Source organism: Marinobacter sp. M-5 (genome assembly GCF_032911545.1).
GTDB classification, from domain to species: domain Bacteria; phylum Pseudomonadota; class Gammaproteobacteria; order Pseudomonadales; family Oleiphilaceae; genus Marinobacter; species Marinobacter goseongensis.
The window spans coordinates 855,814-880,170 of the sequence record NZ_JAWJEK010000001.1; the positions used below are offsets into that span (position 1 = coordinate 855,814).

The 24,357-nt window shown below is 60.6% G+C and carries 24 protein-coding genes; 13 read left to right on the forward strand and 11 right to left on the reverse strand.

The features are described 5' to 3' along the window. Window position 1 precedes the first annotated feature (1 nt). The 3 genes from hflC (at window position 2) to R0125_RS03930 (ending at window position 3,548) form a co-directional block, all read left to right on the forward strand. Window positions 2-877, forward strand: coding sequence for a protease modulator HflC (gene hflC, locus R0125_RS03920; RefSeq protein ID WP_248182873.1), 876 nt, complete (start codon window positions 2-4; stop codon window positions 875-877). A gap of 179 nt (window positions 878-1,056) precedes the next feature. Then, a complete protein-coding gene (locus tag R0125_RS03925; protein WP_317237213.1) occupies window positions 1,057-2,238 on the forward strand; it encodes an ATP phosphoribosyltransferase regulatory subunit in 1,182 nt (393 codons plus the stop codon). A 14-nt stretch (window positions 2,239-2,252) separates the two neighbouring features. Then, window positions 2,253-3,548, forward strand: coding sequence for an adenylosuccinate synthase (locus R0125_RS03930; RefSeq protein ID WP_317237214.1), 1,296 nt, complete (start codon window positions 2,253-2,255; stop codon window positions 3,546-3,548). Window positions 3,549-3,616: 68 nt separating this feature from the next. Here R0125_RS03930 and cmoB read toward each other — a convergent pair whose 3' ends face one another. From cmoB to R0125_RS03955, 5 genes are read right to left on the reverse strand one after another with little or no spacing between them, the layout of a single operon-like run. Next, window positions 3,617-4,609, reverse strand: a complete 993-nt coding sequence (gene cmoB, locus R0125_RS03935; RefSeq protein ID WP_317237215.1) for a tRNA 5-methoxyuridine(34)/uridine 5-oxyacetic acid(34) synthase CmoB — start codon at window positions 4,607-4,609, stop codon at window positions 3,617-3,619. A gap of 9 nt (window positions 4,610-4,618) precedes the next feature. Beyond that, window positions 4,619-5,380: a carboxy-S-adenosyl-L-methionine synthase CmoA gene (gene cmoA, locus R0125_RS03940; protein ID WP_248182878.1), complete on the reverse strand. Its 762-nt coding sequence runs from the start codon at window positions 5,378-5,380 to the stop codon at window positions 4,619-4,621. After that, a complete protein-coding gene (locus R0125_RS03945; protein ID WP_248182881.1) occupies window positions 5,373-5,726 on the reverse strand; it encodes a kinase in 354 nt (117 codons plus the stop codon). Before R0125_RS03945 ends, cmoA begins: the two co-directional genes overlap by 8 nt. A gap of 34 nt (window positions 5,727-5,760) precedes the next feature. Then, window positions 5,761-6,762, reverse strand: a complete 1,002-nt coding sequence (locus R0125_RS03950; protein WP_248182883.1) for a serine/threonine protein kinase — start codon at window positions 6,760-6,762, stop codon at window positions 5,761-5,763. Window positions 6,763-6,772: 10 nt separating this feature from the next. Next, window positions 6,773-7,210 carry a hypothetical protein gene (locus R0125_RS03955; protein WP_248182884.1) on the reverse strand — a complete coding sequence of 146 codons (438 nt, stop codon included), beginning with the start codon at window positions 7,208-7,210 and terminating at the stop codon, window positions 6,773-6,775. A 156-nt stretch (window positions 7,211-7,366) separates the two neighbouring features. On the opposite strand from R0125_RS03955, the gene R0125_RS03960 reads away from it, so the two are divergent. Then, a complete protein-coding gene (locus tag R0125_RS03960) occupies window positions 7,367-8,509 on the forward strand; it encodes an NAD(P)/FAD-dependent oxidoreductase (protein ID WP_317237216.1) in 1,143 nt (380 codons plus the stop codon). On the opposite strand, the gene R0125_RS03965 is transcribed toward R0125_RS03960, so the two are convergent. Beyond that, window positions 8,506-9,240, reverse strand: coding sequence for a ComF family protein (locus tag R0125_RS03965; RefSeq protein WP_317237217.1), 735 nt, complete (start codon window positions 9,238-9,240; stop codon window positions 8,506-8,508). The genes R0125_RS03960 and R0125_RS03965 overlap by 4 nt on opposite strands. A gap of 49 nt (window positions 9,241-9,289) precedes the next feature. Between R0125_RS03965 and bioB the strand changes: the two genes are divergently transcribed. The 9 genes from bioB to R0125_RS04010 all read left to right on the forward strand — a co-directional run bounded on the left by bioB (window position 9,290) and on the right by R0125_RS04010 (window position 18,837). After that, window positions 9,290-10,348 carry a biotin synthase BioB gene (gene bioB, locus R0125_RS03970; RefSeq protein WP_248182886.1) on the forward strand — a complete coding sequence of 353 codons (1,059 nt, stop codon included), beginning with the start codon at window positions 9,290-9,292 and terminating at the stop codon, window positions 10,346-10,348. A gap of 38 nt (window positions 10,349-10,386) precedes the next feature. Next, window positions 10,387-11,577 (forward strand): 8-amino-7-oxononanoate synthase, encoded by a 1,191-nt coding sequence (bioF, locus tag R0125_RS03975; protein WP_248182887.1) that lies wholly within the window; start codon window positions 10,387-10,389, stop codon window positions 11,575-11,577. Further along, window positions 11,574-12,317 (forward strand): alpha/beta fold hydrolase, encoded by a 744-nt coding sequence (locus R0125_RS03980; protein WP_317237219.1) that lies wholly within the window; start codon window positions 11,574-11,576, stop codon window positions 12,315-12,317. The genes bioF and R0125_RS03980 overlap by 4 nt, the downstream gene beginning before the upstream one ends. Further along, window positions 12,317-13,132, forward strand: coding sequence for a malonyl-ACP O-methyltransferase BioC (bioC, locus tag R0125_RS03985; protein WP_317237220.1), 816 nt, complete (start codon window positions 12,317-12,319; stop codon window positions 13,130-13,132). Before R0125_RS03980 ends, bioC begins: the two co-directional genes overlap by 1 nt. A 3-nt stretch (window positions 13,133-13,135) precedes the next feature. Further along, the gene (bioD, locus tag R0125_RS03990; protein ID WP_248182891.1) at window positions 13,136-13,828 is read left to right on the forward strand and encodes a dethiobiotin synthase; all 693 of its coding nucleotides are present in this window, start codon (window positions 13,136-13,138) and stop codon (window positions 13,826-13,828) included. Window positions 13,829-13,879: 51 nt separating this feature from the next. Then, a complete protein-coding gene (locus R0125_RS03995) occupies window positions 13,880-14,125 on the forward strand; it encodes a flagellar biosynthesis protein FlgE (protein WP_248182892.1) in 246 nt (81 codons plus the stop codon). A gap of 85 nt (window positions 14,126-14,210) precedes the next feature. Then, window positions 14,211-14,816, forward strand: coding sequence for a putative metalloprotease CJM1_0395 family protein (locus R0125_RS04000; protein WP_248182893.1), 606 nt, complete (start codon window positions 14,211-14,213; stop codon window positions 14,814-14,816). A 241-nt stretch (window positions 14,817-15,057) separates the two neighbouring features. Next, window positions 15,058-16,857: an acyl-CoA dehydrogenase C-terminal domain-containing protein gene (locus R0125_RS04005; protein WP_248182895.1), complete on the forward strand. Its 1,800-nt coding sequence runs from the start codon at window positions 15,058-15,060 to the stop codon at window positions 16,855-16,857. 189 nt (window positions 16,858-17,046) lie between these two features. After that, window positions 17,047-18,837, forward strand: coding sequence for an acyl-CoA dehydrogenase C-terminal domain-containing protein (locus tag R0125_RS04010; RefSeq protein WP_248182896.1), 1,791 nt, complete (start codon window positions 17,047-17,049; stop codon window positions 18,835-18,837). 91 nt (window positions 18,838-18,928) lie between these two features. On the opposite strand, the gene R0125_RS04015 is transcribed toward R0125_RS04010, so the two are convergent. The 5 genes from R0125_RS04015 to leuS form a co-directional block, all read right to left on the reverse strand. Next, window positions 18,929-19,378 (reverse strand): endonuclease, encoded by a 450-nt coding sequence (locus R0125_RS04015; protein ID WP_248182898.1) that lies wholly within the window; start codon window positions 19,376-19,378, stop codon window positions 18,929-18,931. Between the two features lie 374 nt (window positions 19,379-19,752). Then, window positions 19,753-20,016, reverse strand: coding sequence for a hypothetical protein (locus R0125_RS04020; RefSeq protein WP_317237222.1), 264 nt, complete (start codon window positions 20,014-20,016; stop codon window positions 19,753-19,755). Window positions 20,017-20,115: 99 nt separating this feature from the next. After that, entirely contained in the window at window positions 20,116-21,123 is a 1,008-nt protein-coding gene (gene holA, locus R0125_RS04025; RefSeq protein WP_317237223.1) for a DNA polymerase III subunit delta, read from the reverse strand. A 2-nt stretch (window positions 21,124-21,125) separates the two neighbouring features. Further along, complete coding sequence (gene lptE / locus R0125_RS04030) at window positions 21,126-21,698, reverse strand: LPS assembly lipoprotein LptE (RefSeq protein ID WP_317237224.1); 573 nt, start codon at window positions 21,696-21,698, stop codon at window positions 21,126-21,128. Window position 21,699: 1 nt separating this feature from the next. After that, window positions 21,700-24,285, reverse strand: a complete 2,586-nt coding sequence (gene leuS / locus R0125_RS04035) for a leucine--tRNA ligase (RefSeq protein WP_317237957.1) — start codon at window positions 24,283-24,285, stop codon at window positions 21,700-21,702. Between the last annotated feature and the right edge of the window lie 72 nt (window positions 24,286-24,357).

Below are 24,357 nucleotides of genomic sequence, written 5' to 3' on the forward strand. Positions count from 1 at the left end.
TATGGGACCCAAAGGTGTAGTGGGCCTCGCAGGGGCCCTCATTGTAGTCCTGCTGGTTTTGTCGAGCGTGTACATCATTCCGGAGACCCACCGTGGCGTGAAGCTTCGTTTCGGTGAGTTGGTACAGACCGATCTGCAGGCAGGCCTGCACTTCAAGGTGCCGGTGATTGATCAGATCCGCGAGTTCGATATTCGAGTTCTGACCATGGACCTCCCGTCACGTCAGTACCTGACCATTGAGAAAAAACCGCTGGATGTAGATTCGTACATCGCCTGGAAAATTCTCAACGTCGATCAGTTCTATCGTGCCACCGGTGGTGATGAGTTCCGTGCACAGTCACTGTTGCAGTCGCGGGTAGACAACGGGCTCCGCGACGAATTCGGTGTTCGCACCATGGTCGAGGTGGTATCGGGGCAGCGCGACGAACTGATGCACACCCTGCGCGATCGGGCGAATGAAACCGCGATTAAGGAATTCGGCATCGAAATTCTGGACATCCGGGTCAAGGCGATCGAGTTCCCGGGCGAGGTCAGCGAGAACGTTTATCGCCGGATGGCGACCGAGCGTGAAAAGCTGGCGCAGGAATTTCGCTCCCGCGGCCGCGAGCTGGCAGAGGGTATTCGCGCTGACGCCGATCGTCAGCGTACGGTGGTGCTGGCAGAGGCGTTCTCCCAGGCAGAGGAGACGCGCGGTGAGGGCGACGGTGAAGCGTCGCGCATCTACGCCGATGCCTATGGCTCTAACCAGGAGTTTTATAGCTTCTATCGCAGTTTGCAGGCCTACCAGAACACGTTCTCAAGCAAGGACGATATCATGGTGATCGACTCTGACAGCGATTTCCTGCGGTACCTCAAGGATCCTCAGGGCGCCCGCTAAGAGGCATTGCCTGAATCCAAAACCGGAATACCTCGGTATTCCGGTTTTTTTGTGTCTGGCAACAGTGTAAAATTCGGCCGGTTTTGGTTCGGGTTTTCTCCTGCTCCCGACTTCGCCCTAAATCCTGTGCACTCCCGCCGCCTCTGGTCGACGCGGGGCAGAACGGACAACGGAATCTCATGACAGTATCAGATCGCTGGTTGCTGCCCGATGGCGTGGAAGACATTCTGCCGCCTCTTGCAGGACAGATAGAATCCCTGCGCCGCGACGTAATGGACACCTGCCAGCGCTGGGGGTACCAACTGGTCATCCCGCCGCTGATTGAATACCTCGAAAGCCTGTTTACCGGGACCGGTCACGATCTGGAGCTGCAAACCTTCAAGCTGACCGATCAGCTTACCGGCAGGATGATGGGCGTGCGCGCCGATATGACGCCGCAGGCCGCACGCATTGATGCCCATACCCTCGGCCAGGACGGGATTACCCGCCTGTGCTACGCCGGGCATGTGCTCCACACCCGCCCGCGCCATATGCTGACGGGTCGCACGCCGATTCAGGCCGGTTGTGAGCTGTTTGGCAGTGCTTCCGAGTCTGCCGATCTGGAAGTGATCAGCCTCATGCTGGAAACCCTGCGGGTGGCGGGATTGCCTCGAATCCACCTGGATCTGGCGCATGTTTCAATCTATGAAACGCTGATGGGTGAGGCCCGGTTCGATCGCGATACCTCAGCTGCGATCTTCGACGCCATGGCGCGGAAGTCGGTGCCGGAGCTGGATGAGTTGCTGGGAGACTGTGCCGCGGACTCTGCAGGTGGCCGCCTGCGCGCGCTGGCGCGGGTCAGCGGCGGTCCGGAAGCGCTGGCCGATGCGCGACAGATCCTGGCCGGCGGTCCGGAAGCGCTGACCGCCGCCCTGGATCAGTTGGGGCGTGTCGCGGATCTGCTGACACGGGATTTTCCGGAAATCAGTTTCGGTTTCGATTTCTGTGAGTTGCGGGGTTACAACTACCATACCGGGCTCGTCTTCGCCGCGTATGTGGCGGGTCATGGCGATGCCGTAGCCAAAGGCGGTCGATACGACTCAATTGGCAGCGATTTTGGCCGTGCCCGGCCGGCCACGGGCTTCAGCCTTGATATTCGCGCACTGGTGTCGCTGGGCGAGCGAGTCTCGCGGCGAGCCGGTGCGATCTGGGCGCCGGCCGATGCCGACCCGGCGCTGGAAAGTGTGATTGCCGGTTTGCGGATGACGGAAAGCGTTGTACGGGCATTGCCCGAGGATGCAGACACAGATCCCGCAAAGCGTGGCTGTGACAGAATTTTGGTAAACCGTGACGGCCAGTGGGTCGTGGATCAACTGGGCTGAATTGAGAGAGAATCATGGGTAAAAATGTAGTTGTGCTGGGCACCCAGTGGGGTGACGAGGGAAAAGGTAAAATCGTTGATCTGCTGACGGACAAGGTTTCAGCCGTTGTTCGCTTTCAGGGCGGACACAACGCCGGTCACACGCTGGTGATCGAAGGCAAGAAGACGGCGCTGCACCTGATTCCCTCCGGCATTCTGCGCAAGAACGTCCACTGCATGATCGGTAACGGTGTGGTGCTCTCCCCGGAAGCGCTGCTGAAGGAAGTGCGCGAGCTGGAAGCCAACGGCGTGGCGGTGCGTGACCGCCTGCGTATCAGCCTGGCTTGCCCGATCATTCTGCGTACCCATGTTCGCATCGACCAGGCCCGCGAGCGCGCCAAGGGAAACGACAAGATCGGTACCACTGGCCGTGGTATCGGCCCTGCCTACGAGGACAAAGTGTCCCGCCGCGGTGTCCGGTTGGGTGATCTTTTCAATCCTGTGTCGTTCGAGGAAAAGCTGCGGGAGATCATGTCGTACCACAATTTCGTGCTCACCGAGTATTTCAAGGAAGAGGCCGAAGACATCGATGCCGCGCTGGCCGAGCTGAAACAGATGGGCGAGGAAATTCTGCCCATGGCGGCCGACGTTACCGACATGCTCCACGACTACCGCAAGCGCGGCGAGCATATTCTGTTCGAGGGCGCGCAAGGCTCGCTGCTGGACATCGACCTGGGTACCTATCCGTATGTCACGTCGTCGAACACCACCGCCGGCGGCACCGCAACCGGCTCTGGTTTTGGCCCGCTGTTCCTCGATTACGTGCTGGGTATTACCAAAGCTTACACCACCCGTGTCGGCTCCGGCCCGTTCCCGACCGAGCTGTTCGATGATATGGGCCAGCACCTGGCGGTCAAGGGTAATGAGATCGGCACCACCACTGGCCGTTCCCGGCGTTGTGGCTGGTTCGATGCCGTGGCTCTGCGCCATGCCATCCAGATCAACAGTGTGTCCGGCATCTGCCTGACCAAGCTCGATGTGCTGGACGGCATGGATACGGTGAAAATATGTGTCGGCTACAAGACCCCGAACGGCGAAATCTTCCGCCCGCCCATTGGTTGCGACACCTACGATGATATCGAACCGGTCTATGCCGAGCTTCCCGGCTGGAAAGAGAGCACTGTGGGTCTGACCACCCTGGAGCAGCTGCCGGAAAATGCCCGCGCCTACATCCGTTTCCTGGAGGAGCAGATCGAGGCGCCGATCGACATCATCTCGACCGGTCCGGATCGGGTGGAAACCATTACCCTGCGACACCCCTTCGGCGAGTAAGGCCGACGCTATGAAAAACCCGCTTACGAGCGGGTTTTTCTGTTCTTGCAGGGTGAAAACGGCTGCGGTCAGGGTTTTTCGGCAATGACGGTGGCCCGTTTGGGGCCAGGGTAGCCTTCGATGGTTTTGCCGGAATCGTCTGGATCGAGAAAATCTTCAAGCGAATTGAAACGCATCCAGTCGGTGCGCCGCTGCTCGTCGATGGTGGTGTCGGTAACATCCACCACCCGGGCATTGCGGAACCCGGTGCGGCCAAGCCAGCGCAGCAGCGTGTCACAGCTGGGCAGGAACCACACGTTACGCATTTGGCCGTAGCGGTCCTCCGGCATCAGGCTGTAGCCCTCGGGGCCATCCACCACCAGCGTTTCCAGAACCAGTTGACCGCCGCGACGAAGAGTGTCCTTCAGTTCCAGCAGGTGATCCAGCGGCGAGCGGCGGTGATAAAGCACTCCCATGGAGAACGTGGTGTCAAAGGCTTCAAGCCCCGACGGCAGATCCTCCATGCGTATTGGTAGCAGGTCCACCGGTGCGTCCGGGGTGTAGTGTTTAACGCTGAGAAACTGGAACAGGAACAACAGGCCCGGATCAATGCCGATCACCCGGGCGGCGTCGTCCCCCAGCATGCGCCAGCAGTGATAACCCGAGCCGCAACCGACATCGAGAATGCGGCGGCCGCGGAGGTCTGCCAGGTAGGGGGCGACGCGGTCCCACTTCCAGTCGGAGCGCCATTCGGTGTCCACATAGGTGCCGAAAAAGTCGAACGGCCCTTTGCGCCAGGGCATCAGACCCCGCAGACCGCTTTGCAGTTGCGCATGTTGGGTCTGGGTGAGCGGCGCATCGCTGCCCAGAGTGATGGCGGACGCGTCGAGGCGAACGGTCGGGTGATCGATGTCCGGGAGCTGGTCCAGCGCACCCATCCAGCGGGCAATATCGCCGTGGGGGTTCTCATCAAACCGGCGCCGGAGCTGGCCCCTGAGGGTGTCTGCCCAGTGATTCTGCCCGTCGTTCGCGAGTTCCTCAAGAAGTGGCTGGTAGCAGTGCTGCCAGTCGAACGTTGCCATGGTGACTCCTCAAACGCCGGATTTGACGGCAAGCATGGACACGAAATTGAAGCACTGGTACCAGACGATAACCTGGTCAAAGCCCGCCTCCAGCAATCGGTGCCGGTGCTCCTCAAGGCTTTCCGGAATCAGCACCTGTTCGATCGCTGAGCGCTTCTGACTGATCTCAAGGTCGGAATAGCCATTGGCGCGCTTGAATTCGTGATGAAGCCGGGTCTGGATGCCCTGATCCTGCGGTGATTCGAAACGGATCTTTTCCGACAGGATCAGTGCGCCACCGGGGCGGGTGGCATCCGCGATGCGCGCCAGCAGTCTGGCCCGCTCACCGGGCGGCACGAACTGCAGCGTAAAGTTCAGCGTGGTTACGGAGGCGTTCTCAAGGGGGGTTCTGAGAATGTCCTCGCAGCGCAATTGCACCGGCAGAGGGTGGTCATCCAAAGCAATGTAGTGCTCGCAACGCTCGATCATGGCATCGGAATTGTCGACACCGGTCAGGATGCAGTCCGCAAACGGAATGCCGTGGCGCATGGCCAGGGTGGACGCCCCCAGCGAACAGCCGAGGTCGTAACAGTTGCTGCCGGCCTGGGCATATTGCTCGGTGATCACTTCGATCATCGGAATGATGGTGGTGTAGCCCGGTACCGAGCGCCGGATCATGTCCGGAAACACCCGCGCCACCGACGCATCAAAGCGGAAGTCCTCTGGATTGCGTTCGGTGGCAAACAGGCGGTCGGTTTCCTGCACCGGCGGTTTTTGGGGCTTGTCAGTCATTGCCGGATGCGTCCTCTGCTGCCTCCGGCGCCGGCCCGCGGCTACAACGCACGCCACGGTTCTTGTGGTCCACCACAATACCGCGGAAGTCCGGATCAATATCCGCTGCGATGGCCAGGTAGCCCTGCTCGCAGGCGGCGTGGAGTTCCGACGATTTGGGTGACATGCGGAACTCTTCCCCGGGGGTGACGTGAATGGCCTGGAACTCGCCCACCGGAATGTTGTCTTTGTTGTTGTCGTGATCAATGCGGCCGCTGACTTCCAGTACGACAACGGTGGCGATCACGGCACCGATGGCCGTGGCGATCAGACTGCGGACCGTGAATGTGGCCTCTTTCTCGCTCATCAGAACATCTCCGGGTTAGTCGGTTCGGCCGTTATCAGTACTGGCCGGGAATATTGATGGGGGGTGCCTGCAGGGCAGCGAGTTGCTCCCGCATGGACAGAATCTGATCTGACCAGAACCTTGGCTGCACGAACCAAGGAAAGAACCTTGGGAATGCCGGGTCGTCCCAGCGGTTGGCCAGCCAGGCGCAGTGGGCAATCTGGCGATGACAACGCAGTGGCTCGATAAGATGCCTCTCGCGGCGATTGAAGTCACGGAACATCTCATAACCCTCGAGCAGTTCGCCAAACTGCGCGCCACGCTCGGCATCGTCGCCGTTAAGCAATAGCCACAGATCCTGCACCGCGGGCCCGCTGCGGCAATCGTCCAGATCGACAAACAGCATCTGTTCCTCCCGACACAGGATATTGCCCGCGTGGCAGTCGCCGTGCAGGCGCAGGCTGCCCACGTCGCCAGCGTCGTCAATGCGGCGGGCACAGGCGTCCTGCAGGTCGGGAATCAGGCTGTCCCAGGCCGGGCGGAGATCCGCGGGAATCCAGTTGCCCTCAATCAGCAGTCGGTTCTTGCTGGTGATGCCGTCAAGAATGGCCACGGCCGGGCGGTGCTCGAACGGTGTCGTGGCCCCCACATTGTGCAGCTGTCCGAGCCAGGATCCGAGGCGGTAGAGCGTATCGGTGACGCTGGTGTCCGGTGCCTGACCACCCCGTTGAGGGAATACGGCGAACAGGAATTCGTGCCATCGGCCGAGGGTGTCACCCGTGGGCAGCGTCACTGGAGCGACTGCCGGAATCTGTGCCTCGATCAGTTCGGCAGTAAACCGGTGTTCCTCACGGATCTGCGCCTCGGACCAGCGGCCGGGCCGGTAGAATTTGACGATGACCGGCGAGGAGTCCTCGATGCCGATCTGGTAAACGCGGTTTTCATAACTGTTTAGCGCGAACAGCCGCCCGTTGATGACAAAGCCCGCGTTTTCCATGGCATCGAGAATGGTATCCGGCGTGAGGGCGTCGTAGGGATGGCTGGAGGTTTCGGTCATAGAGTCGTTTTCAGTGCCTTGATTCCTGCCGGGCCAGCATGCTGCGGACCTGCATGTTGTTGAGGTGGTACCAGTTCTCGTCGAGCTCCCAGCGAACGCGCGTGATGCCCGACGCGCTAAGCACCAGATTGCCGGCACGCGCCTGTACCCGGGCCAGTTCCCGCTCTGCCATTTGCCAGCCGCGGTCGCCTTCCCTGAGGTTGCGCATGACGGGAAATATGGTGGTGAGCGCGTAGCGGGTGGAGGTGTCGTGGGATCGCAGTGAGCTCATGATGGCAGTGGAGCCTTCCACCCGCAGCACGCGGTGCTGGTAAGGGTAATTCGCCACCATCTCATCGGCCTTGAGCGTCTGGTTAAGGCTGATCACCTCAAACCCGCGCCAACCGAGCCAGCTCACGAAAAGGGCGGCAACCAGCATCACCGTTAAAAACTGCTTCCTGTCTGACATCTCACACCTGCTTCCTGCATGTACGTGAGCTTGAAGTATACCGTTTCCTCGCCAGCATCGTCATGCGAATGCAGCGCTGCTGCAGGCTTTTTCCTTCGGTCTGCGTTCTGCGATACTCTCATCCTCTCAATTCTGGCCGGATTCAATCGGGTGGACATGGAAAAGCGGGCAAAGCCGGACATGCTGGAAGGTTCTCGGTTGGAACGTTTTCAGATGGATGCCGTGGTCATCGGTGCCGGTGTGGTGGGTCTGGCTATCGCGCGGGAAATGGCGCTGCGGGGTCGGGACGTGCTGGTTGTGGAGCAGGGTGCATCGATCGGTGAGGGCATTTCCTCCCGCAACAGTGAGGTTATCCACGCCGGCATCTATTACCCGCCACAGTCGTTGAAAGCGCAGCTGTGCGTGCAGGGTCGGCGGATGTTGTACAACTACTGCCAGCGAAGACAGATCGATCACCGGAAAACCGGCAAGTGGATTGTGGCGACTCATCCGGACCAGAGGGCGGAGTTGCAGCGCCTGCAGCATCAGGCCGGTCGCAACGGCGTCGACCTGGCGCTTATTGAAGCAGAGGCGATCAGGGCCGCCCTGCCAGGTTTGAAGGTTGTTGGGGCGCTGTATTCCCTGGAGACCGGCATCGTTGACAGCCACGGCCTGATGCTGGCTTTGCTGGCGGATCTGGAAGCCGCCGGTGGTCAACTGGTGACCCGCGCGTCGGTGGAGGCTGCCTGCTCTCGGGCGGGCGAGCATCACCTGACCATCGGCGGCGCCGCGCCCTGCCGGGTGACAGCCCGCACCGTGGTGAATGCGGCCGGGCTGGGTGCGATACCGTTGGCCCGACAGTGGCAGGGACTGCAGCCCTCGGCGGTCCCGCAGCAATGGTTGGCACGCGGCGTGTATTTTGCCTACAGCGGGCGCCATTCTTTTAACACCCTGGTTTATCCGTTACCGGAGCCTGGTGGCCTCGGCGTTCACCTGACGCTCGATCTTGCCGGGCAGGCCCGTTTCGGGCCCGACGTCGAGTGGATAACACGGCAGGATTACACCGTGGATCCGCAGCGGGTGAGTGTGTTCGCTCGGGGTATCCAGCAGTGGTGGCCCGCGCTGGACGTCAATCGACTTCAACCGGCGTATGCCGGTATCCGGCCCAAGCTGGCAGGGCCGGGCAGCGGCTTCGTGGATTTCAGAATTGACGGACCGGATGTCCATGGGGTACCGGGGCTGGTGAATCTGTTCGGCATTGAGTCCCCGGGGCTCACCGCGAGCCTTGCGATTGCCGGGTATGTTGCTGACCGGCTCTAGCCCGGGGTTCTGGCCAGAGCCCACACCTGAACATCCTCAGCACCGGCATCCCGTAACGCATCGGTCAGGCTGCGCACTGTGGCCCCAGTGGTAATGACATCATCCACAATGGCGATTCGGAGAGGCAGCGGGCGCGTGACGGTGAATACCCCCTGGAGGTTGGCCAACCGTTGCGCCCGGCCGAGATCCCGCTGGGGCCGGGCGTGCCGGCTCCGCCTGACAGTGCGGGCGCACCAGGGAATGGCAAGACGGCAGGATAATGCCTCGGCAATGTCATCAGCCTGGTTGAAGCCCCTTTTCCGCCGGCGACGGCGGTGCATGGGCGCAGGAATGATCAGCTCCGGAACGGACTCGGGGCAGGTACGCAGGTGGTTTTCCAGATAGTCCCCCAATCCCGCTACCAACGGCCGCGCGAATTTGCGCTGGCCGCGATATTTGTAGCGACCGATCATGGCATCAACCGGATACTGATAGCGCCAGGGGGCCAGTGTGCGGGTGAACGTTGGCGGCGTGCGCATGCATTCGCCACAGGTGAGGGTGCCTGAGGGTATGGCCAGAGGAAGGGCGCAGCGTTGGCAGCGCCAGCGGTTCACCGGCAGGTCGGCGCGGCAACCGTCGCATAAGCCATTGATGGCGCGGTGATCCAGGCAGGCCACGCAATGTCCTGCCCGCATTTCGCTGTTAACCTTTCGTCCAATCAAGGTTGACAGCAGTTCCAGTCCCTTTATCATTCGCTTATCCGTAAACCAGTAGACCTCGAAAGGTTAACAGGGCCCGATTATGACCGCTACCACACTCCGCCACGACTGGACGCTGCAGGAAGCCCGCGAGCTGTTCCAATTACCGTTCAACGATTTGCTGTTCCGCGCCCAGAGCGTGCACCGGGAGTTTTTCGATCCCAACGAAGTGCAGGTGAGCACCCTGTTGTCCATCAAGACCGGTGCCTGCCCCGAGGATTGTAAGTACTGCCCCCAGAGTGGTCACTACAACACCGGCCTGGAAAAAGAAAAGCTTCTGGAAATTGAGAAAGTGGTCGCAGAAGCGAAAGCGGCCCGCGAGAAAGGCGCGTCGCGGTTCTGCATGGGCGCAGCCTGGCGCAGCCCGACCAAGAAGGATATGCCCTACGTGCTCGACATGGTCCGACAGGTCAAATCTCTGGGCCTGGAAACCTGTATGACGCTGGGCATGCTCGAGGAAAATCAGGCGACGGAGCTGGCGGAAGCCGGTCTGGATTACTATAACCACAATCTGGACACCTCCGAGAAGTACTACAGTCACATCATCACCACCCGTACCTACCAGGACCGCCTGGACACCCTGGATAACGTGCGCAAGGCCGGCATGAAAGTGTGCTGCGGCGGCATCATGGGCATGGGTGAAGACGAGGATGACCGGGTCGGCCTGCTGATGCAGCTGGCGAATCTGCCTCATCACCCGGAAAGCGTGCCGGTGAACATGCTGGTTAAGGTCAAGGGCACGCCCATGGAAAACGTGGAGGATCTGGACCCGTTCGATTTCGTGCGCATCATCGCGGTCGCCCGCATCATGATGCCGGCCTCTCATGTGCGGCTGTCCGCCGGCCGCGAGAACATGAATGAGCAGATGCAGGCCCTGTGCTTCATGGCCGGCGCTAACTCCATCTTTTACGGCGAAAAGCTGCTGACCACGTCCAACCCGGAAGCGGATGCCGACATGGCGCTGTTTCGTCGCCTGGGCATTCGTCCCGAGCAGCGTGAGCAGTGTGCAAGCGAGGAGCAGGAGGAGGAGACCATTGCCGAGGCGGTGGAATACGAGGCGACTCGCCACATGTTTTACGACGCCACGCGGGAATCCGCGTAAACCGGCCATGGCCGGGCTCATTGCCAAGGAACTGACCCGTGCGTGATTTTGCGGCAGAACTCGAGCAGCGTAAACAGGCGGGTCTGTACCGGACCCGTCGGCTGATTTCAGGTCCCCAGCAGCCCGAGCTGACTGCGGGAGGCCGGCCCCTGCTGTCGTTCTGCAGTAACGATTATCTGGGGCTAGCGAATCATCCCGCCAATATTGCAGCGCTCCGCGATGCCCTGCCGGAAACCGGGCTGGGCGGTGCTGCGTCCCACCTGATCTGTGGTCATCACGACGCCCATCACCGGCTTGAGGAGCGCCTGGCGACTTATACCCAGCGCAGCTCGGCGTTGTTTTTCTCCACCGGCTACATGGCCAACATGGGGGCCATTTCGGCGCTGGCGGGGCGTGGCGACACCATCTTCTCGGATCGCCTCAACCATGCCTCAATTATTGACGGGTGTATTCTCAGTCGCGCCAGGGTGCGGCGCTATCCCCACGGTGATGTGGCGGCTCTTGAGGGCATGCTGGCGCAGACGCCCGGCCACAAACTCGTCGTCACTGACGGGGTGTTCAGCATGGACGGCGATGTCGCCCCACTGAAGGCGCTGGCCGCCGTGTGTCGCGCTCACGATGCGCTACTGGTGGTTGATGACGCCCACGGTCTGGGTGTTCTTGGACCCGAGGGGCGTGGCAGTGTCGCAGCTCAGGGGCTGTCAGAAGACGATGTGCCGGTTCTGATTGGCACCCTGGGCAAGGCCGTTGGCACCAGCGGTGCCTTTGTGGCCGGCCCCCGGGTGCTCACGGATTATCTGGTCCAGAAGGCCCGTACCTACATCTACACCACGGCGATGCCGCCAGCGCTGGCGGCGGCCACTTGTGCCAGTCTCGATCTGATTGAGCAGGCGAATGACCGTCGAGCGCATCTTGACCTGTTGGTAAACAGGTTCCGCAGCGGTGCCACGGCACTGGGTTATCAGTTGATGCCTTCGGCTACCCCGATCCAGCCCATCATGGTCGGCGACAACTGGGCGGCGCTGGCGCTCAGCGAGGCGCTTGAGGCCAGGGGGTTGTTGGTGACCGCCATACGGCCACCGACGGTGCCGGAGGGAGAAGCGCGGCTGAGAGTGACATTCAGCGCCTCGCACACTCTGGACGACGTTGACCGGCTGCTGCACGGGTTGGCGGAGTGTTATCCGGAAGAGGCGGCCGGCCCTGGCCCCGCGGTGGAACAAACTGCATGAGTGAAGTGTCCGCCGGCACGCTGGTTGTTGTAGGCGGTTGGGGTGTGCGCTGCGAGATGCTCTCAGGGTTGTATGACGGCTGGCCCGGCAAGACGGTGCTGATCAGCCTGGACGACGCGCTCATGACCGCCTGCGATTCCGTGGCGGACGTCGCCGACACCCTGTTGGCCCGGCATCCGGAGCCGGCGGTCTGGCTGGGGTGGTCGCTCGGCGCCCAGGTTGCGATGGCTGCGGCAGCCCGACGGTCCGGTGCGGTGACCGCCGTGATCACGGTCGGTGGATTTCCTCGTTTCACTGCCGCCGGGGGCTGGCGTTCCGGTATGCCGGCCGGCGACTTCAATCATTTTGCCACGGGCATTGCCCGGGATCCGGCGCGCCAGTGGTCGCATTTTTTATGGCTTTTGGTCAACGGCGATAAAGGCGAGCGGCGACTCAGACAACAGCTGAGGCCCTGGCTCGAAGCGGGTTCGCCGGTGTCTGGCGCGAATCTCGACAAAGGGTTGGAGTGGCTTCGCCTGGCGGACCAGCGGGCACTGTGGGCGGAATCGACCACGCCCGCGTTGCACTTGCTGGGCGAGAGGGATGCCGTGGTCAGGCCCTGGGCGGGCTGGTCGGGCATAGCCGGGCGTCATCAGGCGCGTGTGGTCAGCGGCATGGCGCACTGGCCGGCAGGACAGGCGGCTGAGCGTTGCTGGCAGATGATGGCAGCATTTCTTGAGGAAGCAGGCGGGAAGGTTTGATGGGTATGCCGATGAAGCCCGGTTCGCTGGCCGCGCCGGTTGAAAAGGTCAAGATTGCGACGGATTTCGGCGCGGCAACAGCGACGTACGAGATGGCTTCGCGTCTGCAGCAACGGATGGGAGCCTTCATGATCGCGCGGCTGCCGCCGTTCGAGCCAGGCCGCGCGCCCCTGCGCATCCTGGACCTGGGGTGTGGTACCGGTTATTTCACCCGCCAACTGGCCCGGCGTTACCCCGGGGCTCACGTGACTGCCGTCGATCTGTCCGGCGGTATGATTGACCACGCGCGCAGGAACAGTCCGGAAGGCATCCGCTGGGTGGTCTCCGACGCCGAACAGTTGCCGTTTGCAGACGGCAGCTTTGATGTGGTGTTCAGTAATCTGATGGTGCAATGGTGTGAGCATCCTGATCGGGTGTTTGCAGAATGCCGCCGGGTGCTGAACAGAGGGGGCGTGCTGCAATGTTCCACGCTGCTCGAAGGCAGCCTGCGGGAACTCGCGCAGGCGTGGGCGCAGGCGGATCCCGGCCATCGCCATGTCAATGCGTTCGATACCGCGGCGGCGGTGGCAAAGCAGGTTCATCATCAGCTACCGGGTGCCGGGCTGGACACACAAACGATAGAGCTCGATTACGCTTCGCCGCTTACGCTGGGGCGTGAGCTCAAACACCTGGGTGCGGTCTACAAAGGAGCGGATCGGCGCAACACGCTGACCGCTCCGGGCCGCGTCCGGGCGATGTGTGAGCATTATCCGAAACGATCATGCGGGTCCATTTCCGCATCCTACGAAGCATGCTGGATTGCATACGGTAAGTGAGTCATGGCCAAAAAAACCTTTTTTGTTACCGGAACAGACACCGGTGTGGGAAAAACCATCGCCTCAGCGGCTATCCTTGAGGCCGCCAAAGGCCTGGGCAAACGCACCCTTGCGATGAAGCCCATTGCCTCCGGATGCGATGAATCGCCTTACGGATTGCGGAACGAGGATGCGCTCATTCTGCAGTCGGCGATGACCGAGTCGTTGCCTTATGATCAGGTCAACCCCATTGCCCTGAAGCCTGCCATTGCGCCTCATGTGGCGGCGGAAATCGCGGGGCGGCAGTTGACGGCGCAGCGCCTGGTGGGTTTCTGCCGGGGCATGCAGGTCCGGCCAGCGGATCTGTTGCTGATCGAGGGGGCAGGGGGTTGGCGGGTGCCGCTCAACGATCGGGAAACCTATTCGGCAGTACCCGGAGAAATGGGCATACCGGTGATACTGGTTGTGCCCCTCCGGCTCGGGTGTATCAATCATGCCCTGCTGAGTGCCGAGGCTATTCGCAATGACGGCCTGACCCTCGCAGGCTGGGTGGCGAACCGGCCTGATCAGGAGGTGATGAGCTGTGAGCAGGAAACCCTGAACTACCTGCTGATGGGGCTCGGAGCGCCCTGCCTGGGAGTGATTCCCTGGCAAGTGCAGCCGGACCCCGCCGAACTGGCGCGGCACCTGACTGTGGATGTTTTGTTTGAAAATTGACCAGGTTTGTGGCTTACTGGAGTCAATATTCGGTCATCTGGTGGTCTGGTCATGATCAATAACGCACTGGGAATTGGCATTCAGGGTATCCAGGACGGCATGATGGGCATGGAGAACGCTGCCCGGAAAATCGCCCGCGGTGGCGCCGACGGTCCTCAGGGTACGGCCGACGGCGGCAACTCCCTGATCGAGCCGATCGTTGATCTCAAGCTATACGAGCGCAGCGTCGAGGCGTCCGCCCAAGTGGTCAAAACCGCCGACGAAACTCTTGGCACTCTGCTGGACATCAAGGCCTGAGCGGGCCTGATGTTTGCCTGACACCCGTTGATCCCGGTCGCCTGACTCGATGATATCCGGACCCTCTCCCTCCCTGTATTCAGGAATGTCTCCTGTCCTTCCGCCGGACGGAAACACTGCGGCCTATGGACGCACTAAACCTTCTGGCGCCAGCCCGCGTGGTGGTGAGAATCCGGATCAGGTTGAGCGCGTCAGGGAATCCGCGGCCAGAAATGCGGCGGCCAACGGTCAGAATCTGGACGAGGCGCAGCTGAAGGAGCTGTCAGAACTCAAGGCCCGCGATCGTGAAGTCAGGGCCCACGAGACCGCGCATCAGGCCGTTGGCGGCCAATACGCCGGCGCTATTTCCTACGTCTTCCAACGTGGACCGGATGGCGCTCAGTATGCTGTGGGCGGTGAAGTCTCCATCGATGTCGCTCCGGTTGAGGGGGACCCGCAGGCCACCATCGAGAAAATGCGCGTGGTTCGGGCGGCGGCCATGGCCCCGGCGGAACCCTCGGCGCAGGATCGGTCCGTTGCGGCACAGGCAATGCAGACTATGCTGCAGGCTCAGGTGGAGGTGTCGCGGGAGATGTCGGAGGAGCGTGGCGATGAGCGCCCCGGACTGTCCCGTCAGGCCAGCGAAACCTATCAGGCTGTATCTCGCATCAGTGAACCGGAGCTCGGTGGTAACCGATCGGTAACCGCCTGATTCCATAAGTTTTCTCCCTGTCTTTTTTCGGTTGCAAGCCTTTTGCCCTGGCTGTCCTGGCCACAAAACGCAACACAAATTTCAGAAGCGGCTATTGACAATTCTGTGCCTCTAAACGTATGTTTCAAACAAGTGTTTAATTAAGGCTGTGATGCGATAGCGTCGCAGTGTCTGAGCAAACCCCAAGGCCGAGAGCTGCAACCTGTGTTGCGGACAGGACCGAACATCTGAGGTGGATTCCATGCCTGATTACAAAGCGCCCCTGCGTGACATCAAATTCGTAATGACCGAGCTGCTGGACAGCGAGCAGCACTACGCCAATCTGGAAGGTGCCGAGGATGCAACTCCGGATATGGTTGACGCCATTATCCAGGAAGGTGCCAAGTTCTGTGAGCAGGTTCTGTCTCCGCTCAACCAGGTTGGTGATCGCGAAGGTTGCACCTGGAGCGAAGACGGTGTGAAAACGCCGACCGGCTTCAAGGAAGCCTATCAGCAGTACGTAGAAGGTGGCTGGCCGTCCATGACTGCCGATCCCAACTACGGCGGTCAGGGGCTGCCAAGCTCCCTCGGCCTGGTCATGAGCGAGATGGTCGGCACCTGTAACTGGTCGTTCGGTATGTACCCGGGCCTGAGCCACGGCGCCACCAACACCATCGAAGAGCACGGCACCGAAGAGCAGAAACAGACCTACCTCACCAAACTGATCAGTGGTGAGTGGACCGGTACCATGTGTCTGACCGAGCCGCACTGCGGTTCCGACCTGGGCACCCTGCGTACCAAGGCTGAGCCGAATGCGGACGGCACGTACGCCATTACCGGCACCAAGATCTTTATCTCTGCCGGTGAGCACGACATGGCGGAGAACATTGTGCACATCGTTCTGGCCCGCCTGCCGGGCGCGCCGGAAGGCACCAAGGGTATTTCCCTGTTCATCGTACCCAAGAGCCTGCCGAACGAAGACGGATCTGCTGGTGAGCGTAATGCGGTTTCCTGTGGCTCTATCGAGCACAAGATGGGTATCCACGGCAACGCCACCTGTGTGATGAACTTCGACGGCGCCAAGGGCTGGCTGATCGGGCCGGAGAACAAGGGCCTGAACTGCATGTTCACCTTCATGAACGTTGCCCGTATCGGTACAGCGATTCAGGGTCTGGGCGCTGCGGAACTGGGTTTCCAGGGCTCCCTGACCTACGCCAAGGATCGTCTGGCGATGCGCTCCCTGAGCGGCCCGAAGAACCCGGAAGGTATTGCGGATCCGATCATCGTTCACCCGGACGTGCGTCGTATGCTGCTGACCCAGAAAGCCGTGGCCGAAGGCGCCCGTGCGCTGATTTACCTGACCGCACAGCAGGCTGACGTCGTTCAGCGTGGCAAGACCGAGGAAGAGCGCAAGGCGGCTGACGAAGCGCTGGGCTTCCTGACACCGATTGCCAAGGCGTTCCTGACCGAAATCGGTTATGAAGCTGCCAACCTGGGCATGCAGGTGTTCGGTGGTCACGGTTTCATCGCCGAGTGGGGCATGGAGCAGAACGTACGTGACGCCCGCATCGGCATGATCTACGAGGGTACCACCGGTATCCAGGCGCTGGACCTGCTGGGCCGTAAGGTTCTGATGACCCAGGGCGAGTCTCTGAAAGGGTTCACCAAGCAGGTACATGTGTTCTGCAAGGAAAATGCTGACAACGACCAGCTGAAGGAATTCCTTGAGCCGCTGGCGGCGATGAACAAAGAGTGGGGCGATCTGACCATGAAGATCGGCATGACTGCGATGAAGAACCGCGAGGAAGTCGGTGCTGCATCCGTGGACTACCTGATGTATTCCGGTTACGCCGTATTCGCGTACCTCTGGGCCCGCATGGCCAAGGTTGCGCTGGACAAGATGGCCGACGGAACCACGGAAGAAATGTTCTACAACGCCAAGGTTCAGACTGCGCGCTTCTACTTCAAGCGTATGCTGCCCCGTGCCAAGGCTCACGCCGAGAGCATGCTGGCCGGTGCTGACAGCCTGATGGATATGCCGGAAGAAGCCTTCGCCCTCTGAGGCGCGGGCAGGTAATCCAGAAAAAGCCCGCTCTCCCCGGAGGCGGGCTTTTTTCATGAGTTAGCGACGCCAATAGGGTAGAATACTGCCCGATAAAAATAACCTTGAGCGGACACATAGCCGAGCGGCACGTTAAAGCCCATCATAGCGGGCGTGCCGACAGACTGACTGCAATTTGGAGAGTTTTTGATGGCTGATTATCAGGCCCCTTTACGTGACATGCGCTTTGTTCTGAACGAAGTTTTCGATGCCCCGGCACTCTGGGCTTCGCTGCCAAAAGTAGCGGAGAACGTGGATCCGGACACCGCTGACGCCATTCTGGAAGAAGCCGGGAAAATCACCAGTGGCGTGCTTGCGCCGCTGAACCGGGAGGGTGACGAGCAGGGCACCCAGTGGAACAACGGTGAGGTGACCTCCCCTGAAGGCTTCAAGGAAGCCTATCAGACCATCGTGGAAGGTGGCTGGAACGGCCTGGGTGGTAACCCGGAATTCGGCGGTATGGGCATGCCCAAAACCCTGGTCGCCCAGTTCGAAGAAATGATGCAAGGCGCTAACATGGCGTTCGGCCTGGCACCGATGCTGACTGCCGGTGCCTGCCTGGCGCTTGATGCCCACGGCAGCCAGGAGCTGAAAGAAAAGTACCTGCCCAACATGTATTCCGGTGTCTGGTCCGGCGCCATGGATCTGACCGAGCCTCATGCCGGTACCGATCTGGGTATTATCCGCACCAAAGCCGAGCCGAACAGCGACGGCTCCTTCAACGTCACAGGTACCAAGATCTTCATTACCTGGGGCGAGCACGACATGGCGGAGAATATTATCCACCTGGTGCTGGCCAAGCTGCCCGACGCCCCGAAAGGCCCGAAGGGCATCTCCCTGCTTCTGGTGCCGAAGTTCCTGGTCAATGAAGACGGTTCCCTGGGCGAGCGTAACAGCTTTAGCTGCGGCTCCATCGAGAAGAAAATGGGCATCAAGGGCTCAGCCACCTGCGTGATGAACTTTGACGGCGCCAAGGGTTGGCTCGTAGGTGAGGAGAACAAGGGCCTGGCGGCTATGTTCACCATGATGAACTACGAGCGTCTGGGTGTTGGCATCCAGGGCATTGGTGCCGCTGAGGCCTCACTGCAAAGCGCCCGTGAGTACGCGCTTGATCGTACCCAGAGCCGTGCCCCGACCGGTGCCCAACAGCCGGAGAAAGCGGCCGACCCGATTCTGGTGCACCCGGACGTTCGCCGCATGCTATTGACCATGAAGAGCTATGTGGAAGGCGGCCGTACGTTCTCGACCTACGTTGCCCAGTGGTTGGACATCTCCAAGTACGCCGAAGACGACGAGCGTCGCAAGCACGCCGAAGGCATGGTGGCGTTGCTGACACCGGTCGCCAAGGCGTTCCTGACCGACCGTGGTCTGGATGCCTGTATCATGGGTCAGCAGGTCTTTGGTGGTCACGGCTTCATCCGCGAATGGGGTCAGGAGCAGTTGGTCCGGGACTGCCGTATCACCCAGATCTATGAGGGCACCAACGGCATTCAGGCGCTGGATCTCATGGGCCGAAAGGTGGTGGGCAGCCAGGGTAAACTCTATGAGCTGTTCGCAAACGACGTGGCTGCGTTTATCGAAGAAAACAGCGGCGATCAGAACCTGCGCCCCTACCTCGAGCCTCTGGCGGCTGCGTTCGAGCGCCTGTCCGATGTTACCGAGCACGTGATCAAGCAGGCGGGTGACAACCCCAATGCTGTCGGTGCTGCCTCCGTGGACTATCTGGACCTGTTCGGTCTGACCGCGCTGGGTTACATGTGGGCGAAAGTCGTCAAGGCCGCGGCTCCAAAAGCCGAGGGCGACACGTCCGGCTTTTATACCGGCAAGCTGAAGACCGCACGTTTCTACTTCGACCGCCTGCTGCCCAAGACAGTGTCACTGGCGGAAGGCATCCGCAGTGGCAGTGAATCGATGATGGCGTTAACTGCAGAGGAATTCTGATCGCTCGCGTTCAGAAGATATTGCGGACATGAAAAAGGCAGATCCCGGAAGGGATCTGCCTTTTTTGTCCGTAGACATAACCCGGGAAGAGCTACAGATTTGCCATCCGGTCGGGATTGGTGACAAACGGGTTGTCATTGCCCTGAAGCTCGCTGATCTCACGGTGTCGGGTCAGCTCCCGGTCATCCGGAGGATCCACCCTGTTCCAGCCTTTGAATACGGTGGAGGTTCCCACCCAGGGCAGATCGTAGGTATCGACCATGTAGGCGACGGTCCGTGCCACGTCGCCTTTGACCGGGGCCGGGGGCTCGAAGAACTGCGCGCTTTCGCGATTGCCGCATTCGTCCTCCCGGGCGCCGGCTCCCAGTTGCTCATAGCGGGCGTTGCGGCGACGTATTTCCACGCGGGTAGCTACCGGTACCATGTTATGAAGATCGGAAGCGATCTGCCGATAGCGATCGTCATTGCTGCATTGGTTTGATGTGCCGCAGCCCAGTGAGCTGCGCACGACCGCCAGTGGGTAGACGTGACCTTCGGTCATGATGAAGCCCTTGCTGGTAAAAGGCGTTTCACAAAAGAAGGATGTGCCACCGTCAGCGTAAAGAGTGCCCCAGAACTGGTCTCGCGCAACCGTATCGGGATCACTGAATCGGGTGTTCTGACCAATAACTAGCGGGGGTAACAGAAGGAGAGAGAGTGTCAGTAAGGTTAGTCTTTTTTTATTCATATCGGTTTATACCTCGCAGTGTCTGCAAACGCCTTTGCTATTCAGGCCACCCTTGGTTGAATGTTAACCCGTGATGGACAAGAAAATGACGCTTGGTTCACTAAACACTGTGAAGTATGGCACAGAGGCTCGGTGAATCAGAGCCTCTGGTGTCTTGTTTTGTATTATTGTGTTAACTCGTTGCGTCGTTATTTCAAGCGGTCGCGGATGCGTTCATAGCCGGCCCGCACTTCTTCGCCCAATCGTTGCGCCGTCTGTTTGGCATCGTGGGTTGCATCCTCGGCATCGTGCAGCACGAGATCGAGCTTGTTGCGGAACTTCTCCCAGTCTTTTTCGAGATCATCCCACTCGTCTTTCACGTCCTCCCGTGCCAGATGCAGCTGAACCCGGGCCTCGTCACGATACTGCCTGATTTTTTCCGACAGCTTTTTGAGTTCTTCCTGAAGATTCATATCAGTCACCTCCTTTGAGTGATGGTGCTTCTACAATGCTCCGGAATTCGAAAAGCTGCAAGGGTGCCGTTCACAGGGGCGGTGCGGGATGGATCTGGATCAGGTGCGGCGGTGGAGATGGGTCGCCATATCCTCGAGGAAATGCCAGGGCGAGCCGGGATCGAAACCCTTGGTGGCGCGATCAATGCTGCTGCACAGTTCCAGCGCTTTGTGCAGCTGCGGTCGGGAGAGGCGGCGCGCGGCGTGCTCAATGATGCGTGCCCGTTGAGGCTGAAACACGCCGCGCTGTTTGAGGAAGCCGGCGGGGGCCTCTCTGCGCCCGAGGGCCGCGCTCAGTTCCAGTGTCAGATTCAGGTCACGGGTCAGAACCGCGAGCAGTCCCAGCGGGTTCTCGCCCTCCTGCCGAAGCACACCGATCATCTTGCGGGCATGCGCAGCGCGACCGGCAAGCAGCTCGGTAACCAGCTCAAAGCCGTTGAAGCGGGAGCTGTCCTGCACCGCCTGTTCTATGGCCTCCTCATCAATGGTTTTTGCGTCGCCAAACAGTGCCAGACGATCGAGCTCCTGACTGGCGGCAAGCAGATTCCCCTCGAGCCGTTCCGCGAGCATGGCGAGCGCACCGCGGGTAAGCTGCAACCCGCGGGCGGTGGCTCGCTGCTGCAGCCAGCCGGCAAACTTGTCCCCGTCCACCGGCCAGACCGGCACGTGAACACCTTTGTTCTGGAGCTCCTTGTACCATTTACGCCGTGTTTCGGCGGCATCGAGCCGGGCGCTGATCAATATCAGGATGATGTCTTCCGGGGGATTCTGGAGCACACGCTCCAGCACGGCGCGGCCGTCGCCGAGTTTGCCGGTGGGCAGATGTATCTCGATGCGGCGTTTTTCCGCGAACAAGGACAGCGCGCTGAACTCCTCGCCTACGGCGTTCCAGTCCAACTGGTGATCGGCATGATAAGTCATGCGGTCGTGAAATCCGGCTGCGCGCGCGGCGGCTCGAACCTGATCGCAACTTTCCTGAACCAGCAGCGGCTCATCCCCGGAGATCAGATATACCGGTGCGAGGGACTTTTTCAGTAGCTGCGGAAGTTGCGCCGGTTGGGTTTTCATAATCAGCGGCTATCCTGGCTGCTATCCTCTTCCGCCGCTCTCCGTATTTCGGCAATGCGGGCGTCGGTCAGCGGCGCGAGGCGAAAGATGATCTGCTGTGCCAGGCGGTCGAACAGTTGCTGGCGAAGCTCCTGCTCCTCCCGCTGTTTGGCCAGTACGTTGGTTTCGTCGAACCGGTAGGTCTCGCTGCTGTTGAGCCGGGTTTCGGCAATCAGCGGCAGTTCCTCGCGGGTCAGCACCTCGATAGTAACAATCTGTCGCAGCGTGTATTCGGCGGCTGCGGCCTGCGCGGTAATGGCATTGGCGCGCCGGTCCTGTTCGAAGCTCTGCAGGCGCAGGAGGAAATCGGCTTCATCGGGCGAGCGTACGTCGATGTCGCCAAGCTCCAGTTGTTCTTTTACTGCCTGGCAGAGCTCGGCTGGAATCTGCTCAACGCAGGACACTGCTAGCGGCTGAAGACCCGCCGGCACCGGAGGGGCACCGCGCAATTGAAAACCGCATCCTGCCAGGGCAAGGCACAGTGTTGCGACGCCGCTAAGGCGGGCAATCCTGGCGGTGTGGGCTCTCAGGGTCATATCAGTTGGCCACCACGTTGACGAGTTTGCCGGGCACCACGATCACCTTGCGGACCGTCTGGCCTTCGGTGAAACGAACCACGTTCTCGTTCTCCAGGGCGAGCTTTTCCAGCCCCGCCTTGTCGATGTCCGCCGGCACATCCGCCTTTGCACGAACCTTGCCGTTCACCTGCAGAACGACCTGGATCTGGCTGCGCACCATGGCGCTTTCGTCTGCCCTTGGCCAGGTGGCATCCACCACCGGGGTGTCATGACCCAGCGCCAGCCAGAGGCGGTGGCAGATGTGGGGTACGATCGGCGACAGCATCAGTACGGCCACTTCCAGCGCTTCCTGACGCACGGCGCGGCTCTGGGGTTCATTGTCGCCGAGGCGGCTGACCTCGTTCAGTAGCTCCATCACCGCCGCAATGGCGGTGTTGAAGGTCAACCGGCGGCTGATGTCGTCGCTGACCTTGGCGATGGTTTCATGGGTTTTGCGGCGCAGATCTTTCTGGGCATCGTTCAGGGCATCAACGTCCAGCGGCGGAACAGCGCCGCCGTCACTCAATTCGCCCACCAGACGCCAGAGGCGCTTGAGGAAGCGATGTGCGCCTTCGACACCGCTGTCAGACCATTCCAGGGACTGTTCCGGGGGCGCTGCAAACATCATGAACAGGCGCACGGTGTCGGCGCCGTGCTGATCAATGATGGCCTGGGGATCAATGCCGTTGTTCTTGGACTTGGACATCTTGGTGACGCCGCCCACTTCCACCGGTTGCCCGTCCTGCTTGTGGACCGCACCGGTAACATGACCTTTGGCGTCTCGCTCCACGGTTACGTCGGCGGGGGAAATCCAGGTCTTGCCACCGTTGGCGTCGTCCCGGTAGTAGGTTTCCGCCAGCACCATGCCCTGGCAGAGCAGGCGGTTAAACGGCTCGGAACTGGTGACCAGGCCTACGTCCCGCAACAGTTTGTGGAAAAAACGGGCATACAGCAGGTGCAGGATCGCGTGCTCGATCCCGCCAATGTATTGGTCTACCGGCAGCCAGTAGTTGGCCGCGGCCGGGTCCAGCATGCCCTGGTCGTAGTTGGGGCTGCAGAAGCGGGCGTAGTACCAGGAAGACTCCATGAAGGTGTCAAAAGTGTCGGTTTCCAGGGTAGCAGGCTGGCCGTTGTAAGAGGTTTTCGCCCAGTCAGGGTCGGCTTTGATGGGCGACTGAACGCCGTCCATTTCCACGTTTTCCGGCAGCGTTACCGGCAGCTGGTCATCCGGAACCGGGCGCTCGGTGCCGTCCGCCAGAGTCATCATCGGAATGGGTGCCCCCCAGTAACGCTGTCGGGACACGCCCCAGTCGCGCAACCGGTAATTAACGGTGCGGCGGCCAATGTCCTGGTCTTCCAGATAGCTTGCGATCTCATCAAAGGCTTCATCGCTGGTCAGGCCGCTGTACTTGCCGGAAGACACCAGGGTGCCCTTCTCGGTAAATGCCTTTTCCTGTACATCAATTTCGCGGCCATCCAGCGCGGCGATCACCTGCTTGATCGGCAGGCGGTATTTCAGCGCGAATTCGTGGTCCCGTTCGTCGTGCCCGGGTACCGCCATCAGGGCGCCGGTGCCGTAGTCTGTCAGCACGAAGTTGGCGATCCAGACAGGAATTTCTTCCTGGGTCAGCGGATGGATGGCCTTGAACCCGGTGTCGATGCCTTTCTTTTCCATGGTGGCGAGCTCGGCTTCGGCCACTTTGCTGTTGCGGCATTCGTCCACAAACTCGGCGACATCCCGGTGACGCTCGGCAGCGGCCCGGGCCAGCGGATGCTCTGCAGCCACCGCCATGTAACTGACCCCCATCAGGGTATCCGGTCGGGTGGTGTAGACCGTCAGGCCCTCATCACTGCCTTTCAGCGGGAAGGTCAGTTCGGTGCCCACAGATTTGCCGATCCAGTTGCGCTGCATGGTCTTGACCTGCTCGGGCCAGTCTTCCAACTGATCCAGGTCGTTGAGCAGTTCTTCGGCATAATCGGTGATGCGGATAAACCACTGGGGAATCTTTTTCTGCTCGACCAGCGCGCCAGAGCGCCAGCCGCGACCATCCACCACCTGTTCGTTGGCCAGAACCGTCTGATCAACCGGGTCCCAGTTGACGGTGGACATCTTTTTGTACACCAGGCCCTTCTCGTAGAGGCGCGCGAAGAACCACTGTTCCCAGCGGTAATAGTCCGGCTTGCAGGTGGCCAGTTCGCGGTCCCAGTCGTACCCGAAGCCGAGCTGCTTGAGCTGATTCTTCATGTATTCGATGTTGGCGTAGGTCCACTTGGCAGGCGCCGTTCGGTTGGCAATGGCGGCGTTTTCCGCCGGCAATCCGAACGCGTCCCAGCCCATGGGCTGCATGACGTTCTTGCCCTGCATGCGCTGATATCGGGAGATGACATCGCCGATGGTGTAATTGCGGACGTGCCCCATGTGCAGCTTGCCGCTCGGATAGGGGAACATGGACAGGCAGTAGTACTTCGGTTTGCCGGGCTCTTCCCTGACGGTGAAGGTTTTGTTCTCTTCCCAGAAAGTGCGTGCACTCTGTTCTACGTCACGTGGATTGTATTGCTCGTCCATTCCTGCCATTACCGAAATTACCTTGTGTGGAAAATAAAACCCTGTATCAAAACGATGTCCGGAGCGGGCCGG

Coding starts and splice junctions, on each gene's coding strand:
- R0125_RS03965 (WP_317237217.1), bottom strand. CDS start 9,240: ATGATAAAGGGACTGGAACTGCTGTCAACCTTGATTGGACGAAAGGTT.
- R0125_RS03960 (WP_317237216.1), top strand. CDS start 7,367: ATGGAAAAGCGGGCAAAGCCGGACATGCTGGAAGGTTCTCGGTTGGAA.
- lptE (WP_317237224.1), bottom strand. CDS start 21,698: ATGACCCTGAGAGCCCACACCGCCAGGATTGCCCGCCTTAGCGGCGTC.
- hflC (WP_248182873.1), top strand. CDS start 2: ATGGGACCCAAAGGTGTAGTGGGCCTCGCAGGGGCCCTCATTGTAGTC.
- R0125_RS04000 (WP_248182893.1), top strand. CDS start 14,211: ATGTCTCCTGTCCTTCCGCCGGACGGAAACACTGCGGCCTATGGACGC.
- bioB (WP_248182886.1), top strand. CDS start 9,290: ATGACCGCTACCACACTCCGCCACGACTGGACGCTGCAGGAAGCCCGC.
- R0125_RS03995 (WP_248182892.1), top strand. CDS start 13,880: ATGATCAATAACGCACTGGGAATTGGCATTCAGGGTATCCAGGACGGC.
- R0125_RS03945 (WP_248182881.1), bottom strand. CDS start 5,726: ATGAGCGAGAAAGAGGCCACATTCACGGTCCGCAGTCTGATCGCCACG.
- bioD (WP_248182891.1), top strand. CDS start 13,136: ATGGCCAAAAAAACCTTTTTTGTTACCGGAACAGACACCGGTGTGGGA.
- R0125_RS03950 (WP_248182883.1), bottom strand. CDS start 6,762: ATGACCGAAACCTCCAGCCATCCCTACGACGCCCTCACGCCGGATACC.
- R0125_RS04005 (WP_248182895.1), top strand. CDS start 15,058: ATGCCTGATTACAAAGCGCCCCTGCGTGACATCAAATTCGTAATGACC.
- cmoB (WP_317237215.1), bottom strand. CDS start 4,609: ATGGCAACGTTCGACTGGCAGCACTGCTACCAGCCACTTCTTGAGGAA.
- cmoA (WP_248182878.1), bottom strand. CDS start 5,380: ATGACTGACAAGCCCCAAAAACCGCCGGTGCAGGAAACCGACCGCCTG.
- R0125_RS03930 (WP_317237214.1), top strand. CDS start 2,253: ATGGGTAAAAATGTAGTTGTGCTGGGCACCCAGTGGGGTGACGAGGGA.
- R0125_RS04020 (WP_317237222.1), bottom strand. CDS start 20,016: ATGAATCTTCAGGAAGAACTCAAAAAGCTGTCGGAAAAAATCAGGCAG.
- R0125_RS03980 (WP_317237219.1), top strand. CDS start 11,574: ATGAGTGAAGTGTCCGCCGGCACGCTGGTTGTTGTAGGCGGTTGGGGT.
- R0125_RS04015 (WP_248182898.1), bottom strand. CDS start 19,378: ATGACCGAAGGTCACGTCTACCCACTGGCGGTCGTGCGCAGCTCACTG.
- R0125_RS04010 (WP_248182896.1), top strand. CDS start 17,047: ATGGCTGATTATCAGGCCCCTTTACGTGACATGCGCTTTGTTCTGAAC.
- holA (WP_317237223.1), bottom strand. CDS start 21,123: ATGAAAACCCAACCGGCGCAACTTCCGCAGCTACTGAAAAAGTCCCTC.
- R0125_RS03955 (WP_248182884.1), bottom strand. CDS start 7,210: ATGTCAGACAGGAAGCAGTTTTTAACGGTGATGCTGGTTGCCGCCCTT.
- R0125_RS03925 (WP_317237213.1), top strand. CDS start 1,057: ATGACAGTATCAGATCGCTGGTTGCTGCCCGATGGCGTGGAAGACATT.
- leuS (WP_317237957.1), bottom strand. CDS start 24,285: ATGGACGAGCAATACAATCCACGTGACGTAGAACAGAGTGCACGCACT.
- bioC (WP_317237220.1), top strand. CDS start 12,317: ATGGGTATGCCGATGAAGCCCGGTTCGCTGGCCGCGCCGGTTGAAAAG.